Below are 17,423 nucleotides of genomic sequence, written 5' to 3'. Positions count from 1 at the left end.
GACCGATGGCCCAGTTCACCGCCGCCGTCTACCAGAACGAGTTCCTCCCCGACGGGGGGACCGACGTCAACGCGATCGTCACCATCTCCTGCGAGGGCGCCGGCACCGCCGGGCAGAGCGGCTCCGGCAACGCCGGCGAGATCATCATCGTCGACACCTCCGGCTCGATGGGACCGGCCACCATGGCCGCCGCCAAGGACGCCGCCCAGGCCGCGCTCGCCGAGATCGTCGACGGCACCTACGTCGCCGTCATCGCCGGCGCGGACCGCGCGATGCTCGCCTTCCCCACCGTCTCCAGCGGCCCCGGGATGGTCCGGCTGGACGCCGGCACCCGCGCCCAGGCGCAGGCGGCGATCGACCGCTTCGTCGGCAGCGGCGGTACGGCGATCAGCACCTGGCTCGATCTCGCCGGCCAGCTGTTCGCGTCCGTGCCCGAGGTGACCCAGCGGCACGCGCTTCTGCTGACCGACGGGGAGAACCGCGAGCGCCCCGGCCGGCTCGACGAGGCGATCAACCGGGCAACCGGCTACTTCCAGTGCGACTGCCGCGGCGTCGGCACCGACTGGCAGGTCGCCGAGATCCGCCGGATCTCGCAGGCCCTGCTCGGCACGGTCGACATCATCCCGGGACCCGAGCAGATGAGGGCCCAGTTCCAGGAGATCATGCGCAAGTCGATGGCGCGCGGCGTCGCCGACGCGAAGCTGCGGCTCTGGACGCCGCAGGGCGCCCAGGTGCTCTTCGTGCGGCAGGTGTCGCCCACGCTGGAGGACCTGACCGACCGCAGGGTCCAGGTGAACCCGCTGACCAGTGACTACCCGACCGGGGCGTGGTCGGACGAGTCGCGCGACTACCACGTCGCGATCCGGGTCGCCGCGAAGGCGATCGGGCAGGAGCAGCTGGCGGCGCGAGTACAGCTCGCGCTCGGCGACGACGTCGTGACCCAGGGCCTGGTCAAGGCCGTGTGGTCGAACAACTCCGAGCTCACCGCCAAGATCGACAAGCAGGTCGCCCACTACACCGGCCAGGCGGAGCTCGCGGCGATGATCCAGGAGGGCCTCGCGGCCAAGGCCGCCGGCGATGAGGCGACCGCCACGACCAAGCTGGGCCGCGCCGTACAGCTCGCTGCCGAGACCGGCAACGACGAGGCCACCGCCAAGCTCAAGAAGGTGGTCGACGTCGAGAGCGAGACCGACGGCACGGTCCGGCTCAAGCGGACGGTCGAGAAGGCCGACGAGATGGCGCTGGACACTGCGTCGACCAAGACGACCCGCGTCCGCAAGGAGGCGTGAGCTCCCGCATGCCCCTCTGCCCCGCAGGCCACAACTCCACCGCCGACGACTACTGCGACGTCTGCGGGCTGCCGATCCCGGCCGGAGGTACGCCGCCCGCGACGCCTGACGTGCCGCAGCCGCCCGCTCCGGCGGACACGCCGCCGGCGCCGTCGGACAGCGGTCCGGAGAGCAGCGCGTGCCCCAACTGCCACGCGACGAACCCGCCCAACGCGCTGTTCTGCGAGGCGTGCGGCTACGACTTCACCACGGGCTCGCTGCCGCGTCCGATCCAGCCGTCGTCCCTCGACCTCGGCACGCCGCCCGCGCCCGGCGTCGACGACCCGCCGACGACCGAGCGCGAGGCCCTGCCCGGCGACATCGCGCAGGAACCGCCTGCCTCCATCGCCCCGCCGCTCCAGGACTCCTGGGTCGCCGAGGTCTGGATCGATCCCGACTGGTACGCCGACCAGGACTCCACCGACCCGCTCCCGTCGGCCGGCGTACCGACCGTGGTGCCGCTGAGGTCGACCTCGATCCTGGTCGGCCGCACGTCGGCGAGCCGGAACATCCACCCCGACATCGACCTCGGCACCGACAGCGGCATCAGCCGCCGGCACTGCCAGCTGACCACCGACGGCAGCCGCTGGTGGGTCGAGGACCTCGGATCGTCCAACGGCACCTACGTCGGCGCCACCGGCGCCGCGCTCCCCGAGCAACCCGTCCCGCCGGGGGAGAAGCGCGAGATCGGCCCCGACGACCGTATCTACCTCGGCGCCTGGACCCGCATCGTCATCCGCCGCGCCGCCCCCGGCGAACTAGGTTGAACCCTCAGTTCGAGCCTGCCGAACCCTCACTTCGAGCCCTTTGAACCCTCACCTCGAGCCTGTTGAACCTTCACTTCGAGCACGTTGAACCTTCACTTCGAGCCTGTTGAACCTTCACTTCGGGCATCGCGCTCACCGCGCGTTCTGCTCGAATCGACCGTTCGAGCTGCTCAAGCTGAAGGTTCGACATGCTCGAAGTGAGGGTTCGACGTGCTCGAACTGAGGGTTCGACGAGGTCAGCGGCGGGTGGCGATGACCACGGAGGCGTCGGGGGCGACCATGACCTCGGCGGCGGTGAACCGCTCATCGGTGAGCCAGTGCTCGCGGAGGGTGTCGACGCGGCCGCCGGTGATGGGGGGCCACATCTCGCACGGGTAGAAGTCGTCGAGCACGACGACGCCCCCGGGCTCGAGCAGGTCGGCGAGCTTGTCGACCGCGACCGCCTCGGGGTCGCCCGAGTCGAGGAAGAGCAGCGAGTAGGGGCCCTTGTCCATCAGCGTGGACCAGTCCGCCTCGAGCACGTCGACGAGCGGGTCGTCGGTGAAGATCTCCGCGGCGGCGTGGGCGAGCTTGGGGTCGAGCTCGGCGGTGAGGATCCGGGTGTCGCCGTTGCGCAGGCCGGATCGCAGCCAGGCCGTGCCGACGCCGCACCCGGTGCCGAACTCGGCCATGATCCCGGTCCGGGTCGCCGCGAGCGTCGCGAGCAGCCGACCGGTCTCGTTGCGGCAGAAGGACACATAGCCCGCGCGCCGCGACACGTCGAAGGCGCGCTCGACGATCGGGGGCAGGTCGGGGCGCGCGCTCACCGTCTGAGTCTTTCCCGGCGTCTCCCTCGGTGGGACCCCGGTCTCGGGATCCGAACACCTGCGTGAAATCCCGTGCGCCGGACGCGGCACGCCGTACGCTGGTCGGACCATGCGGACGTTCGCTGCTCTCGCAGTATCCATCGAACGCCGCGGCGAGGCCTGAGAGAGGCCACCTCGCCGCGGTGTGATGCGGCGTTTCTTCGATCCAGCCGGCATGGGCTTCTCGACACTGAACGACAAGCCCGTCCCGAGAGCGAGAAGATCGATGCCCACCACGTACGCCGCCCGCGCCGCCGCCAACCAGAACCTCGACTGGGGTCCCGCCCGCCTGGACCCCGAGCACCCGCTGCACCCCGGCGGGCTTGACCTGCGAGACGAGGCCGGCGAGCGTCCCGACGACAACTAACGTCTGCGCTCATGAGCACTTCCCCGATCACCGGTCAGGTCAACCTCGGCGTCATCCCCGGCGACGGCATCGGCCCCGAGGTGACGACCGAGGCCCTCAAGGTGCTCGAGGTTGCCGCGCCCGGCGACGTGAAGTTCGCGCAGACGACCTACGACCTCGGCGCCGAGCGCTACCTCGCCACCGGCGAGGTGCTGCCGGACGCGGTGCTCGCGGAGATCCGCGACCAGGACGCCCTGCTGCTCGGAGCGGTCGGTGGCAAGCCGAACGACCCGAACCTGCCGCCGGGCATCCTCGAGCGCGGCCTGCTGCTGAAGCTGCGTTTCGAGCTCGACCACTACGTCAACCTTCGCCCGTCGCGGATCTACCCCGGATCGGTCTCGCCGCTCTCGGCCGACGTGCTCGGCAAGGGTGACGTCGACTTCGTCGTCGTCCGCGAGGGCACCGAGGGCCCCTACACCGGCAACGGCGGCGCGCTCCGTGTCGGCACTTCCGCGGAGGTCGCAACCGAGGTCTCGGTGAACACGGCGTACGGCGTCGAGCGCGTCGTGCGGGACGCGTTCGCCCGCGCCCAGCGCCGGCCGCGGAAGAAGCTCACCCTGGTCCACAAGACCAACGTGCTCGTCAACGCCGGCTCGCTGTGGTGGCGGCTCTTCGAGGAGGTCGCGGGGGAGTTCGCCGACGTCACGACCGACTACTGCCACATCGACGCGGCGATGATCTACCTGTCGACCGACCCGCAGCGCTTCGACGTGATCGTCACCGACAACCTGTTCGGCGACATCATCACCGACCTCGCCGCCGCGATCACGGGCGGCATCGGCCTGGCCGCGTCCGGGAACGTGAACCCGGACCGGACCGCGCCCTCGATGTTCGAGCCCGTGCACGGCTCGGCGCCGGACATCGCCGGCCAGCTGATCGCCGACCCGACCGCGGCGATCCTCTCCGCCGGACTGCTGCTCGACCACCTCGGCCACCCCGAGGCAGCGGCCAGGATCGAGGAGGCCGTCATCGCCGACCTCGCCGCCCGTGAGCCCGGCGCCCGTCGCCGTACGCCCGAGATCGGCGACGCGATCGCCGCCCGAGTAGCCGGCTGAGCCACCCGGCACGACCCGGGCCGGCTCACCCCCACCTCGTCCACCCAGCGAGCCGCCCGTCCGCCGCCGCCTATCTGGCAGGATCTCGCGGTTCCGTTAGTAGGAAGTTCGACTAAATTGGCCGCCATGCAGATCACCACCTCGCCTTCTGCGAACCCCGTCGACGACGCCCGGCTGACAGAGATCCTGGCCAACCCCGGCTTCGGCACCCACTTCTCCGACCACATGCTCACCGTCGAGTGGACCCCTGACCGGGGTTGGCACGAGGCGCGCATCACGCCGTACGGCCCGATCACGCTCGACCCGGCTGCCGCCGTCCTGCACTACGCGCAGGAGATCTTCGAGGGCATGAAGGCCTACCACCACGACGACGGCTCGATCTGGACCTTCCGGCCCGAGGCCAACGCGGAGCGGATGCGGCGCTCGAGCCAGCGGCTCGCGCTGCCGGTGCTCGAGCCCGCCGACTTCGTCGAGTGCGTCGACGCGCTCGTCACCACGGACCGACGCTGGGTGCCGGACAACAGGGACGGCGGCGAGAAGAGTCTCTACGTGCGGCCGTTCATGTTCGCCTCGGAGAGCTTCCTCGGCGTGCGCCCGGCCGAGCACGTCACCTTCATGGTGATCCTCAGCCCGGCCGGCGCCTACTTCAAGGGTGGCGTCAAGCCGATCACGCTGTGGCTGAGCGAGGACTACACCCGCGCGGGTCGCGGCGGCATGGGCGCCGCGAAGACCGGCGGCAACTACGCCAGCTCGCTGCTCCCGCAGCAGGAGGCCTACGCCCAGGGCTGCGACCAGGTCGTCTTCCTGGACGCGACCGAGGGCAGGTACGTCGAGGAGCTCGGCGGCATGAACACCTACTTCGTCTTCGACGACGGCACCATCGTGACGCCGGAGACCGGCACGATCCTCGAGGGCATCACCCGCGCCAGCATCATCGAGCTCGCGGGGAAGATGGGCTACCAGGTGACCGAGCGCAAGTTCGACATCGACGAGTGGCGCGAGGGCATCGCCAGCGGCCGGCTCACCGAGGTCTTCGCCTGCGGCACCGCCGCCGTGGTCACGCCGATCGGCACCCTGAAGACCAAGGACGGCGACGTGCCCGCTCCCGCGAGCACCGACCTCACCATGCGGATCCGCCAGGCGCTGGTCGACGTGCAGCTCGGCCGGGCCGAGGACACCTTCGGCTGGATGCACCGGGTCTGTTGAGCGCGCGGTTGGGCGTGGAGCGGGCCGCGCGCGGGTAATCTGCGCCTGTGACGACACAGCCGGCCGCGCCCTCCCGGGTGGGTGACTACACGGTGCTGGCCCGCCTCGGTGAGGGCGGGATGGGCATCGTGCACCTGGCGCGCGCGGCCGACGGCCGGCGGGTCGCGCTCAAGGTGCTGCGCCCGCACATCGTGGGCGACGACGAGGCGCGGGCCCGGCTGGGGCGCGAGGTGTCCTCGCTGGAGCGGGTCCGCAGCCCGTGGGTCGCGGAGATCCTCGACGCCGACCCGTGGGCCGACGTGCCGTACGTCGTCATGCGCTACGTCCCCGGCCTGTCGCTGCACGACCAGGTGCGCGAGGAGGGCCCGGTCGACGACCGCGACCTGCTCTGGCTGGCGGGCTGCCTGGCGGAGGGCATCGGCGCCGTGCACGCCGCCGGCGTGCTGCACCGCGACGTCAAGCCGTCCAACGTCCTGATGGAGGGCCGCAGCCCGATCCTCATCGACTTCGGCCTCGCGCGCCTGGCCGAGGACCCGCGGCTGACGCACACCGGCTGGCTGATGGGCACGCCGGGCTACCTCGCGCCGGAGATCCTGTACGGCGAGGACGCCACCCCGGCCTCCGACGTGCACGCGTGGGCGGCCACCGTGGTCTACGGCGCGACGGGCCGGGCACCCTACGGTCGCGGCCCGGCGATGGCGATCATGGACCGCGCCCGTCGCGGGGAGCACGACCTCGGTGAGCTCTCCGGACCGTTGCGCGACGTGCTCGACGCCGCGCTCTCGCCCGACCCGCTGGCGCGCCCGAGCCTGCACGAGATCCTCGCCTGGATCCGGCCCCTGAGCACGCGTCCGGAGCTGCCGCAGGGCACGCCGCCGGTCGAGACTCCCGAGGACTTCACGCTGCCGCTCGCGCTCGCTGCCCAGGCAGGTCCGCCGCCAAGGGTCGCCGCGCCCGACGACCTGACCGACCGGCTCACCGACGACGTCCCCAGGCCGACGAGCGTCCTGCCCACCGAGGTCGGCCCGCCGGCGCCGTTCGCGCCGTTCGCGGGCCCTCCACCGCACGCCGCCCCGACCGTGGGACCGGCGGTCGCGCCGTTCGCGCCGCCGCCGGGCATGGCCCGGCTCGAGCAGGAGTGGGACCAGCAGTGGGGTGACCCGTTCGCACCTCCGCCGCCGAAGGCCCCGCTCGCCGAGCGGCTCCGCCGCGCGTCGGCGGTCGGTTGTGCCGCGGTCGCGGTCGGTGCGGCGACGGCCGCGGCGCCGTACGTCACGGCCTTCCTGCTCGTGCTCGCCGTCTGGCTGCTCCGGGCGGGCTCGCTCGCCGCGTCGTCGGTCGCCGGCAAGCGGATGGTCCGTGGGCGCAAGTGGCACGACGGCATCGGGCTCGCGTTCTCCAGCCCGTGGCACCTGCTCCGCGCGACGACGGGCACCGCCGTCCTGACCCTGTGGAGCGCCGGCATCGCGGCTGCCGTGGGTCTGGTCTGCTACGCCGCGGCCGCGTCCGTCGCCACCACCCTCTTCGCCGGCGGTACGGCGTTCGGCGTCGCGCTGTGGACCGGTATCGCCGCCGACCGGTTCCGTGGTCCGCTCTCCCGGATCGTCAACCCGCTCAGCCGGACCGCCGTGCCGTGGCTCGTGCTCTGTGGGGCGCTGCTCGCGGTCGCCGCCTTCCTCGGCGTCGCCGTCGCCGCGGGGGGCGTAAGCTGGCTCCCGGCCGACTCCGGTCCGTTCGGCCTCTGAGCCGGCGCGTCACCCCGACGTACGCCGACCTGCGGCCCACCACAGCGCGCCGACGGCAGCCGTGGCGGCCGCGATCGCGACGACCCGCGCCGGCCCGGGCGCGGCCGCCCGCTGGTAGCGCAGGACCTCGCCGTAGGACCGGGCGGACAGCACGGCCGCACGCGACTGGCTCGAGAGCACCGACAACGACGACGTCGAGGAGCCGAGGGACCCGATCGACGCGAAGGAGCCCACCGAGCCGATCGAGAGCGACGACCCGGCCGAGCCGATCGAGAGGACGGACTCGCAGGAGCCGATGCTGAGGATCGAGTTGCGGGACAGGATCGACCACTTCGACGGCATGGGCCCATCCTCGCCCCGTCCGACCCGGATCGCGAGACCCGGTGCCGCGCTCGGCCGGCCGTGGCATCATGGGCGCGTGCCGCACCTGAGCCTCAGCATCATCATTACCTAGCGCGTCGAGCCCAGCTCGACGCGCAGCCTCTCGTTCTCGGGAGGCTTTTCTTATGCCCGCGGCACGCCACGACCCGAGGACGACCGATGACGACCCAGCCCGACGCACTCGACCTGCACGGTGCGTTCCACGTCTACGACACCACCCTGCGCGACGGCGCGCAGCAGGAGGGGCTCAACCTCTCCGTCGCCGACAAGCTGTCGATCGCGCGCCAGCTCGACGGTCTCGGGGTCGGGTACATCGAGGGCGGCTGGCCCGGCGCCAACCCCAAGGACACCGAGTTCTTCCGGCGCGCGAGCCAGGAGCTGGACCTGCGGCACGCGCGGCTCGCGGCGTTCGGCGCCACCCGCCGGGCGGGCATGAAGGCCGCGGACGACCCGCTCGTCGCGGCACTGCGCGACAGCGGCGCGGGCGTCGTGACCCTCGTCGCGAAGTCGCACGACCGGCACGTCGAGAAGGCGTTGCGGACCACGCTCGAGGAGAACCTCGAGATGATCCGCGACACCGTCAGCCACCTGCGGGCCGAGGGTCAGCAGGTCTTCCTCGACGCCGAGCACTTCTTCGACGGCTACCGCGCCAACCGCGACTACGCGCTGGAGGTGCTGCGCACGGCGTACGACGCGGGCGCCGACGTGATCGCGCTCTGCGACACCAACGGCGGCATGCTGCCGGGCTGGGTCGGCGACGTCGTCAACGACGTGGTCGAGACGACCGGTGTCCGGGTCGGCATCCACTGCCACAACGACACCGGCTGCGCCGTCGCCAACACCCTCGCCGCGGTCGACGCGGGCGCGACCCACGTGCAGGGCTGCATCAACGGCTACGGCGAGCGCACCGGCAACGCCGACCTGGTGAACGTGGTCGCGAACCTCGAGCTCAAGCTGGACCGGCAGGTGCTGCCGCCGGGTCTGCTCACCGAGGCGACCCGGATCGCGCACGCGGTCGCGGAGGTCACCAACGTGCCGCCCGCCTCCCGGCAGCCCTACGTCGGCGTCTCGGCCTTCGCGCACAAGGCGGGCCTGCACGCGAGCGCGATCAAGGTCGACCCCGACCTCTACCAGCACATGGACCCCGCCGGCGTCGGCAACGACATGCGGCTGCTGGTCTCGGAGATGGCGGGCCGCGCCTCGATCGAGCTCAAGGGCCGCGAGCTCGGGTTCGACCTCTCCGGCGACCCCGAGCTCGTGTCGCGCGTGACCGGGAGGGTGAAGCAGATGGAGGCGGGCGGCTACACGTTCGAGGCCGCCGACGCCTCCTTCGAGCTGCTGCTGGTCGAGGAGGCCGAGGGCCGCCGGCCGTCGTACTTCGACGTCGAGTCGTGGCGGGTGATCACCGAGACCCTCACCCACTCCCAGCCCGGCGAGGAGGCCGTCTCCGAGGCCACGGTGAAGCTGCGGGCCGCCGGGGTCCGGTACGTCGTCACCGGCGAGGGCAACGGCCCGGTCAACGCCCTCGACCAGGCGCTGCGCTCGGCGATCGTGCAGGCCTACCCGGAGATCGCGAAGTTCGAGCTGATCGACTTCAAGGTCCGGATCCTCGACCAGGGCCACGGCACCGACGCGATCACGCGCGTGCTGATCGAGACCGCCGACGGCGAGTCGTCGTGGGTCACCGTCGGCGTCGGCGCCAACGTGATCGAGGCGTCCTGGGAGGCGCTGGCCGACGGCATCACCTACGGCCTGCGCCGCCACCACGACGGCTGAGGGCGGCTAGAGCGCCCCGACCGCCGGGCAGCTTCCGCCGACCTTCGGCGAGAACGTCAGCAGCGTGATCGAGTGCGACGGGAAGGTGTGCTTGAGCGTTCCGTCGCCCTTCCACACCTGGTGCGTCGGCCTGCGCACCGACACCGGTCGCGAGTGGACCGACCGCGGGCGGGTCAGCGTGTCGGGGTCCGTGCGCAGGGTGCGTACGCCGACGCAGGTCGTCGCGGGGTGGCCCGTGATGTCGATCGCGACCTTGTGGTCCGCCTTCCACGCGTGGTTCACCACGAGCATCGACGTCTTCGCGCCGGCGCGGGTCGCTGCGATCGTCAGGTCCGACGGCTCGCCCGTGACCTGGACCGGCTGCTGCCCGACCAGGTGGTGGACGTAGTCGAGGACGTAGGCACGGCCCGAGAGCGCCGGCTTGTCGCCGTACATCTCCAGCAGCGAGCGGAAGTTGGACAGGTCGGAGACCTGCACGCCCTGGTTGACCTGCCCGACGAGTACCATCGCCTGGACCAGCTCGCGCATGAACGTCGCCGTGCTCGGGCCGCCCTTGTCGCGGTGCTGGCCGCCGAACTCGGTGACGTTGAGGTAGCGGCCGGCCGCGCCCGGTCGTGACGACGAGCGCATCTCGGAGCGGAGGTAGGCGAGCCGGTTGTTCTGCTTGGTCGCGGCCTTCATCAGCGTCGTGAACATCCGCTGGATGCCGGTGGGGCCGCCGATGTTGGCGTAGGAGTGCACGGCCAGGCAGTCATAGGGCAGCCCGAGCTGCTCCATGCGCCGGATGAAGGAGTCGGTCGCCCAGCTGCTGCAGATCTGGACGTCGAGACCCGGGATCGCCTTCAGGGCCTGGTAGTAGTCCTTGAAGCCGGGCATCGGGCCGGCGGTGTAGCTGATCTTGAGCGTGGAGTGCCGCGGCGGCTTGCCGCCGCCCAGCAGTCCACCGCTGCCGAAGACGACGCGGTCGTGGTCGGGGCTGACCGTGAACTCGTTGGCGCCGAGCAGTCCGCCGCCCAGCGCGGGGACGTACTTCCACTCGCGTCCGTTGACCCACACCCGCGGCTTGGTCGACAGCGAGATCGGCGTGTAGCGCGGGCGGTAGGTCTGGTTCGGCGACCCGTCACCCTCGACGGGCTTGCGCAGGTTGCAGCCGGTGACCTTGTAGAGCCCGTGGTCGCCGGGCTCGCCGTCGGGCCGGACCTGGCCGCCGCTGATGTAGTCCTCGAGGCGCTCGGACAGCGCCTTGGCCCGCCAGTACCGCTGCGCCTTGTTGAACGGCTCGTTGCCGAGCTCGACGTAGATCTGCTTCTGGCCGGTTGCGGAGGCGATCTTCTTGACGTAGTCGACCGCGGCGTCGACCGGCGTGTTGATCATCGGGACCATCACGTTGGTCGTCGCGTGGGCCGCCTTCGCGAACTGCGCGTGCCGGGCGATCGTGTACTGCGACGCGGAGGCGGGGATCGGCGCGAACAGCGGTCGCAGGAGTCCGCCGCTGGTCTGGCAGCCCGGCTTGCCCTCGGCGTGGCTCGGGTTGAACAGGTTGGCGACGGTCCCGCCCGGGTAGCGGATGGCGCCGAGCCCGACCTTGCGGACCAGGCGGGCGACGTCGTCGCGGACCTTGTGATGCTTCGCGTCCCACGCGCCGTCGGCGCTGCCGAACCAGCGCAGGTTGCCGCCGACGATCGCGCGGGCGACCGGAGGCACGTCGCGGGGGGTGTCGGTGATGGTGACGGTCGGCGCGTCGCCCCGGTGCGTGCGGTGGTCCTGGCGGTCGGCGGCGACGCTGCTCGCCGGCAGCTGGACAGGTCCGAGGATCGCCACCAGGGCGAGCAGCACGAAGGCCATGGGACGGGCACGCACGGCGGAACAGTAAGTGACACCTACCGCCGTGCGAGGCAGAACCGTGCAATTCTGTCCGATCGTTCAGTGGTCGGCGACGACCCGTCGGACCAGGTCCTCCCACCCCGCCTGGATCCGCTCCAGCGGCACCTGCTCGCGGTTGACCTGCTGGCGCAGGACGATCATCTCCAGTGGGGCGACGAGCGCCGTGGCGAGGTAGGGGACGTCGCCCTGCACGCCGAGCTGCTCGAGCAGGTAGCGGACGTGCATCGTCGTGAACGACAGCGCGCCGAAGCTGCGGGCCGCCGGGTGCCGGGCGGCCTCGATGAGCTCGGCGTGGTGCAGGTTGAGGGTGACGCGTGAGCGACCGAACGCGAGGAGCCGCTCCATCGGCGGGGCGCCCGGACCGAGCGGGGGAGGGCCGCCGATGACCTGGGCCTGCCACTCGCGCTCGGAGTGGTCGAGAAGCTGGCCCATCAGCCCCTCGCGGGTGCCGAACCGCCGGAAGAGCGTGCCCTTGCCGACGCAGGCGCGGCGCGCGACGTCGTCCATCGTCACGGCGTCGATGCCGCGCTCCTCGACCAGCTCCTGGGCGGCGCGCAGCAGGACCTCGCGGTTGTGGGCGGCGTCACTGCGCTCGGGTCTCTCACGCTGCAGCAGCGGCAGCTCGCGGCCGCCGGGGGCGAGGGGTAGGTCCATGACGCCGCCACCCTAGGGGGCGGTGTGAGCGGGGTCCCACGAATTTCTCCTCCGCTAGGAGGAATGAAAACGGACCACGGTCCGTTTCGACCCACATGACCGCAACCACCCGCATCGCCGTACTCGTCGGCAGCCTGCGCGCCGACTCCACCCACCGCCGCTTGGCCGAGATCCTCGCGGAGGAGACCCCGGCCCACGTCGAGCTCGACATCGTCGACGGTCTCGACCGGGTCCCGTTCTACAACGAGGACCTCGACGGAGCCGACGCCCCGGCGACCGCGACCGCGCTGCGCGAGCGGGTCGCACGCGCTGACCGGGTCCTGGCGCTGACGCCCGAGTACAACGGGTCGATCCCCGCGGTCCTCAAGAACGCGATCGACTGGCTGTCGCGGCCCTACGGCGCCGGTGCGCTCGTGGGCAAGCCGTTCGGCGTGGCCGGTGCGACGCCGACGCCGTACGGCGGCAAGTGGGCCCACGGCGACACCGCTCGCGCCGCCGGCGTCGCGGGCGCGAAGGTCGTCGAGGACGTGACCGTCTCCCAGCCCGCCGTCGGCATCGACGTCACGACCGACGCCGAGCTGCGGGCGAAGCTGCTCGAGGCCGTTGCCAAGCTCGTCGAGTACGACGCCGAGGCCGCCGCCGCCTGATCCCCGATAGCGTCGGGGCGTGACCGAGCTGCACGACCTGACCGCGCTCGAGCAGGGCGACCTCGTCCGGAAGGGCGAGATCAGCCCGACCGAGCTGACCGAGCACTACCTCGAACGCGCCGAGCGACTGGACCCCGAGTTCGTCGCCGGCGCGTTCGCCTATCTCGGCCCGGACGAGGCCCGCGCCCGCGCCCGCGAGGTCGAGGCCGTCGGCCCGGTCGGCGACGGCGCGTCCCCGCTGGCCGGCGTGCCTACGGCCATCAAGGACCTCAACCTGACCCGCGGCGTACCGACCGCCTTCGGCTCGCCGGTCTTCGCGGGCAACGTGCCCGAGGTCTCGGACGCCGTGACGCTGGCGATCGAGGCGGCCGGGATGGTCAGCCTCGGCAAGACCGCGACACCGGAGTTCGGCTCGCCCTGCTACACCGAGCCGGAAGGGCGTCCGCCGGCCGTGACCCCGTGGGACACGACCCGGATGGCCGGTGGCTCGTCCGGCGGCGCGGCCGCTGCGGTCGCGGCGGGCCTGGCGCCGGTCGCGCACGGGTCCGACGGCGGCGGGTCGATCCGGATCCCCGCGTCCTGCTGCGGGCTGGTCGGCCTCAAGCCGACCCGCGGCCGGATCAGCGGCTTCCCGATGTACGGCGACCCGGTCGGCCTCGGCACGTCCGGGTCGATCGCGCGGACGGTCGCCGACGCCGCCGCGCTGCTCGACGTGCTCGCCGGCCGCCGCGTGGGTGACCCGACGTGGGCACCGGCGCCGGCCGGGACGTTCCTCGAGGCGACCCGCCGCGAGCCCGGCCGGCTGCGGGTCGCGCGCTTCCACGAGCCGGTGATCGGCGCGGCCGAGGTGCACCCCGAGGTGCGCACGGCGTACAATGACGCCTCCCGGCTGCTCGAGTCCCTCGGTCACGCCATCGAGGACGTCCAGGTGCCGATCCCGTCCGACGCCGTCCCCGTGTTCGAGACCTGCTGGTCGGTGCTGACGGCGCTCTCGGTGACGCCGCTGCCCGAGGACGTGCGGCCGCTGCTGAGGCCGCTGACCCTCTGGCTGGCCGAGCGGGGGGAGTCCGTCTCCGCGCCGGAGTTCGGGCTCGCGATCGGCGCCCTGCGCAGGTACGCCTCCGACGCGCTGGTCGCGCTGGCGCCGTACGACATCGTGTTGACGCCGACCCTCGCCCAGCCGCCGCTGCTGGTCGGCGCGATCCGCGACGACGACGACCCGGCTGCCGACTTCGAGGCGCAGAAGCGGTTCACGCCCTGGACGTCGGCCTGGAACGTCACCGGCATGCCCGCCATCAGCCTGCCGCTCCACCAGACCCCCGACGGCCTTCCCGTCGGCGTGATGCTCGCCGGCCGCCCCGCCGAGGAGGAGCTGCTGCTCTCCCTCGCCGCCCAGGTCGAGGCCGCTGCCCCCGCCGCCTCCTCCGGCCTCCCCTGGAAGGACCGCCACCCCCGCATGTGGTGAACGTTGATTCGAGGGTCTCTCGCCGTCGAATCGAGGGTCTCTCGCCGTCGAATCGAGGGTCTCTCCGCGTTGAATCGAAACTGGGTGCACGCAGCCTGACCGATCCTCGACTCAACCTCGACGGAACCTCGATTCGACCCGCAGAGACCTTCGATTCAACCTGGAGTGACCTTCGAATCAATCGTGAACCAGGTGGGGGCGGCGGCGAGGAAGGTGGGGCGGGGGAGGGAGCCGGCGCCGGCGGGGAGTAGGGCGAGCAGGGGGACGCCGGTGACACGCGGGAGGTCGGTGCGGTTGCAGGTGGCCGCGAGGCCGGGGTGCTCGGGCCAGGCGCCGATCACGACGCCGGCGGGCTCGATGCCGCGGGCGCGGAGGGCGGTGCAGGTCAGCTCGGTGTGGTTGAGCGTGCCCAGGCCGGCACGGGCGACCACGACGACGCCGGCCCCGAGCCGGTCGGCCAGGTCGAGGAGCGTGCCGCCCTCGGCGTCCAGCCGCACGAGCAGGCCGCCGGCGCCCTCGACGAGCACCGTGTCGAACCCGCTCGCGAGATCACGGATCCGGGCCGCGTGCTCGGCCACCGTCGGGATCTCGACACCCTGCCGGCGTGCGGCGGTGTCGGGCGCGAGCGGCTCGTCCAGGGCGGCGAGCTGGACGGCCTCGCAGCCGGTGAGCGCGCCCACGCTGTCGACGTCCGGCACGTCCGGGTCTGCGCCGCCGATCCCGGTCTGCACCGGTTTCACGACGAGCACCGAGCGGCCGGCGGCGAGCTCGCGCGCAGCCAGTGCCGCGACCGCGACCGTCTTGCCGACCCCGGTGTCGGTGCCCGTCACGGCGACGATCACTGGTGGTCCTTGACGACCACGCGGAGGACCTCGACCGCTCGCTGCCAGTCGGCGTCGGGTACGCCGGCGCTCGCGGTCACCCGGAGCCGGGAGATCCCGTCGGGCACCGACGGCGGCCGGAAGCAGCCGACCCGGACGCCGGCGTCGAGCGCGGCGGCCTGCGCGGCGACGGCCGCGGCGGGGGAGGGCATCGGGATCGAGAGGACCGCACCGTCCGGCGGGACCACGCCGAGCAGGTCCGCCAGCTCACGCACCCGTTCGTGGACGCGGGCGGCCAGCTCGGGTCGCTCCCGGAGGAGCCGCAGCGCGGCGAGAGCCGACCCGGTGGGCGCCGGCGCGAGCCCGGTGTCGAAGATGAACGGCCGGGCGCGGTTGACCAGGTGCTCGCGGACCCCGGTCGGCCCGAGCACGGCGCCGCCCTGGCTGCCGAGCGACTTCGAGAGCGTCGCGGTGACGACGACGTGCGGGAGCCCGGCGAGGCCGAGCCGGTGCACCAGCCCCGGCCCGTGCACGCCGAGGCCGTGCGCCTCGTCGACGACCAGCAGCGCGCCGTGCTCCTCGCACAGCGCGGCAAGGTCGGTCAGCGGCGCCGCGTCGCCGAGCACCGAGTACACCGACTCGGCCAGCACCAGCGTCCGCTCGCCGGCCTCACGTGCGGCCACCAGGCCGTCCCGGACCGCTGCCACGTCGCTGTGCGGAACCACGGTCAGCCGCGCGCGCGAGAGTCGTACGCCGTCCACGAGCGACGCGTGGATGTGCGCGTCGGACAGCACCCGGCAGCTGCGGTCCGCGAGCGCGGTCACGACCGCGAGGTTGGCGTGGTAGCCGGTGGAGAGCACCAGCGCCGCGGGCTGGCCCAGGTACGCCGCCAGCTCCTGCTCGAGCGTCTCGTGCAGCTCGAGGGTCCCCGTCACGAGGCGCGAGGCCGCGGACCCGGCGCCCCAGGCGAGCGCGGCGTCGGCCGCGGCCCGGCGTACGTCCGGGTGCCCCGCGAGGCCGAGGTAGTCGTTGCCCGCGAGGTCGGTCGTCGGGTCGGCCGCCGTCCGCGGCAGCAGCCGGCGGGTCAGTCCGGCCTCGTCCCGCTCGTCCGCCTGCTGCTCGAGCCAGCTCTGCCAGCTCATCCGGCCTTCACCGCCTCCGTGATGCCGCCGAGGAGCACGTCGAGCTCCGCGTCGCTGGTGACGTACGGCGGCATGGCATAGACCAGGTCCCGGAACGGCCGCAGCCACACCCCCGCGGCCACCGAGGCGTCCGTCGCGCCGGCCACGTCGACGTCGTGGTCGAGCTGGACCACCCCGACGGCGCCGACGGTGCGCACGTCCGCGACGCCGGGCAGGTCGCGCAGCGGCGCGAGCCCGGCGGTCAGCCGCCGGTTGATCCGGTCGACCTCGGCCGTCCAGTCCCCGTCGAGCAGCAGGTCGATGCTCGCGAGCGCCACCGCGCAGGCGAGCGGGTTGCCCATGAACGTCGGGCCGTGCATCAGGACGCCGGACTCGCTCGCGGAGATGCCCGCGGCGATGCGCCCGTTCGTCAGCACCGCGGCGAGCGTCACGTAACCGCCGGTCAGCGCCTTGCCGACGCACAGCACGTCGGGGGTGACCAGCTCGGAGACGAACAGGTGGCCGGTGCGGCCGAAGCCGGTGGCGATCTCGTCGAAGACGAGCACCAGGTCGTGCTCGTCCGCGACCTCGCGCAGCAGCCTCAGGCACTCCACGGGATAGGGGTGCATGCCACCCGCGCCCTGCAGCAGCGGTTCGACGACGATGCCCGCGAGCTCGCGTGCGTGCTCGGCGACGAGAGCCCGCACCGCGTCGGCCCAGGCCGAGACCTCCGCCCCCGTCGCGTCGGCCGCCGGCGGCTGCGGCGCGAACACGTGCTCCGGCAGCACCCCGCGCCACATCGAGTGCATGCCGCCGTCGGGGTCGGTGACGCTCATCGGGTGGAACGTGTCGCCGTGGTAGCCGCCGCGCACGGTCAGCAGCCGGGTCCGCTCGGGCCGTCCCGTGCCGCGCTGGTGCTGCAGCACCATCTTGAGCGCCACCTCGACCGAGACCGATCCGGAGTCGGCGAGGAAGACGTGGTCCAGTCCGTCGGGGGTGATCTCGACCAGGCGCTCGCCGAGCCGGATCGCCGGCGCGTGCGTGAGGCCGCCGAACATCACGTGCGCGAAGTCGCCGACCTGCGCCGACACCGCCGCGTCCAGCACCGGGTGCCGGTAGCCGTGGATCGCCGCCCACCACGACGACATCGCGTCGACCAGCTCCACCTCACCGCGCGCGGGGTCGGCGACGCGCAGCCGGGCACCGCTCGCGCCCGTGACCAGCCGCACCGGAGCGGGCGACGTCATCGACGTGTAGGGGTGCCAGAGGTGCTCGCGGTCGAAGGCGAGCTGGTCGGCGTACGTCGTCGCGGTCACGGGTCG

At 72.7% G+C, this 17,423-nt stretch carries 16 protein-coding genes; 9 read left to right on the top strand and 7 right to left on the bottom strand.

Translation table 11 applies throughout. The features are described 5' to 3' along the window. Positions 1-5 precede the first annotated feature (5 nt). Together ABD709_RS03710 and ABD709_RS03705 are read left to right on the top strand one after the other, a co-directional pair. Positions 6-1,289: a vWA domain-containing protein gene (locus tag ABD709_RS03710; protein ID WP_344772453.1), complete on the top strand. Its 1,284-nt coding sequence runs from the start codon at positions 6-8 to the stop codon at positions 1,287-1,289. Further along, positions 1,286-2,095, top strand: coding sequence for an FHA domain-containing protein (locus tag ABD709_RS03705; RefSeq protein ID WP_344772452.1), 810 nt, complete (start codon positions 1,286-1,288; stop codon positions 2,093-2,095). The genes ABD709_RS03710 and ABD709_RS03705 overlap by 4 nt, the downstream gene beginning before the upstream one ends. Before the next feature lie 236 nt (positions 2,096-2,331). Here ABD709_RS03705 and ABD709_RS03700 read toward each other — a convergent pair whose 3' ends face one another. Further along, positions 2,332-2,901, bottom strand: coding sequence for an O-methyltransferase (locus tag ABD709_RS03700; RefSeq protein WP_344772451.1), 570 nt, complete (start codon positions 2,899-2,901; stop codon positions 2,332-2,334). A 265-nt stretch (positions 2,902-3,166) separates the two neighbouring features. Here ABD709_RS03700 and ABD709_RS03695 point away from each other — a divergent pair, with 265 nt between their 5' ends. The 4 genes from ABD709_RS03695 to ABD709_RS03680 all read left to right on the top strand — a co-directional run bounded on the left by ABD709_RS03695 (position 3,167) and on the right by ABD709_RS03680 (position 7,352). Next, entirely contained in the window at positions 3,167-3,307 is a 141-nt protein-coding gene (locus ABD709_RS03695) for a hypothetical protein (protein ID WP_344772450.1), read from the top strand. Positions 3,308-3,318: 11 nt separating this feature from the next. Next, entirely contained in the window at positions 3,319-4,401 is a 1,083-nt protein-coding gene (locus ABD709_RS03690) for a 3-isopropylmalate dehydrogenase (RefSeq protein WP_344772449.1), read from the top strand. 126 nt (positions 4,402-4,527) lie between these two features. Then, on the top strand, positions 4,528-5,607 hold the full coding sequence (locus ABD709_RS03685; RefSeq protein WP_344772448.1) for a branched-chain amino acid aminotransferase: 1,080 nt from the start codon (positions 4,528-4,530) through the stop codon (positions 5,605-5,607). A gap of 47 nt (positions 5,608-5,654) precedes the next feature. Continuing rightward, positions 5,655-7,352, top strand: a complete 1,698-nt coding sequence (locus ABD709_RS03680) for a serine/threonine-protein kinase (protein ID WP_344772447.1) — start codon at positions 5,655-5,657, stop codon at positions 7,350-7,352. A gap of 9 nt (positions 7,353-7,361) precedes the next feature. On the opposite strand, the gene ABD709_RS03675 is transcribed toward ABD709_RS03680, so the two are convergent. Beyond that, positions 7,362-7,694: a hypothetical protein gene (locus tag ABD709_RS03675; RefSeq protein WP_344772446.1), complete on the bottom strand. Its 333-nt coding sequence runs from the start codon at positions 7,692-7,694 to the stop codon at positions 7,362-7,364. A gap of 198 nt (positions 7,695-7,892) precedes the next feature. Between ABD709_RS03675 and cimA the strand changes: the two genes are divergently transcribed. Continuing rightward, a complete protein-coding gene (gene cimA, locus ABD709_RS03670) occupies positions 7,893-9,509 on the top strand; it encodes a citramalate synthase (protein WP_344772445.1) in 1,617 nt (538 codons plus the stop codon). A gap of 6 nt (positions 9,510-9,515) precedes the next feature. Here the strand turns inward: cimA and ABD709_RS03665 are convergent, their stop codons facing one another. Together ABD709_RS03665 and ABD709_RS03660 are read right to left on the bottom strand one after the other, a co-directional pair. Beyond that, positions 9,516-11,369 carry a hypothetical protein gene (locus tag ABD709_RS03665; protein ID WP_344772444.1) on the bottom strand — a complete coding sequence of 618 codons (1,854 nt, stop codon included), beginning with the start codon at positions 11,367-11,369 and terminating at the stop codon, positions 9,516-9,518. Between the two features lie 63 nt (positions 11,370-11,432). Next, the gene (locus tag ABD709_RS03660; protein WP_344772443.1) at positions 11,433-12,047 is read right to left on the bottom strand and encodes a TetR/AcrR family transcriptional regulator; all 615 of its coding nucleotides are present in this window, start codon (positions 12,045-12,047) and stop codon (positions 11,433-11,435) included. A gap of 95 nt (positions 12,048-12,142) precedes the next feature. Between ABD709_RS03660 and ABD709_RS03655 the strand changes: the two genes are divergently transcribed. Both ABD709_RS03655 and ABD709_RS03650 read left to right on the top strand, forming a co-directional pair. After that, positions 12,143-12,694 (top strand): NADPH-dependent FMN reductase, encoded by a 552-nt coding sequence (locus ABD709_RS03655; protein ID WP_344772442.1) that lies wholly within the window; start codon positions 12,143-12,145, stop codon positions 12,692-12,694. Positions 12,695-12,713: 19 nt separating this feature from the next. Next, a complete protein-coding gene (locus ABD709_RS03650; RefSeq protein WP_344772441.1) occupies positions 12,714-14,159 on the top strand; it encodes an amidase in 1,446 nt (481 codons plus the stop codon). A 155-nt stretch (positions 14,160-14,314) separates the two neighbouring features. Here ABD709_RS03650 and bioD read toward each other — a convergent pair whose 3' ends face one another. Genes bioD through ABD709_RS03635 form a run of 3 tightly spaced genes read right to left on the bottom strand, consistent with a single transcriptional unit; the run spans position 14,315 to position 17,417 of the window. Beyond that, positions 14,315-15,001 (bottom strand): dethiobiotin synthase, encoded by a 687-nt coding sequence (bioD, locus tag ABD709_RS03645; RefSeq protein ID WP_344772440.1) that lies wholly within the window; start codon positions 14,999-15,001, stop codon positions 14,315-14,317. Next, the gene (locus tag ABD709_RS03640) at positions 14,998-16,122 is read right to left on the bottom strand and encodes an 8-amino-7-oxononanoate synthase (RefSeq protein WP_344772439.1); all 1,125 of its coding nucleotides are present in this window, start codon (positions 16,120-16,122) and stop codon (positions 14,998-15,000) included. The genes bioD and ABD709_RS03640 overlap by 4 nt, the downstream gene beginning before the upstream one ends. Then, positions 16,119-17,417 carry an adenosylmethionine--8-amino-7-oxononanoate transaminase gene (locus ABD709_RS03635; protein ID WP_344772438.1) on the bottom strand — a complete coding sequence of 433 codons (1,299 nt, stop codon included), beginning with the start codon at positions 17,415-17,417 and terminating at the stop codon, positions 16,119-16,121. Before ABD709_RS03635 ends, ABD709_RS03640 begins: the two co-directional genes overlap by 4 nt. Positions 17,418-17,423: the final 6 nt, after the last annotated feature.

This window comes from Nocardioides panacisoli, from assembly GCF_039537325.1.
Taxonomy (GTDB): Bacteria; Actinomycetota; Actinomycetes; order Propionibacteriales; family Nocardioidaceae; genus Nocardioides; species Nocardioides panacisoli.
The sequence above is the reverse complement of the archived record's forward strand: the minus strand, read 5'-3'. Positions and strand labels throughout refer to the sequence as shown.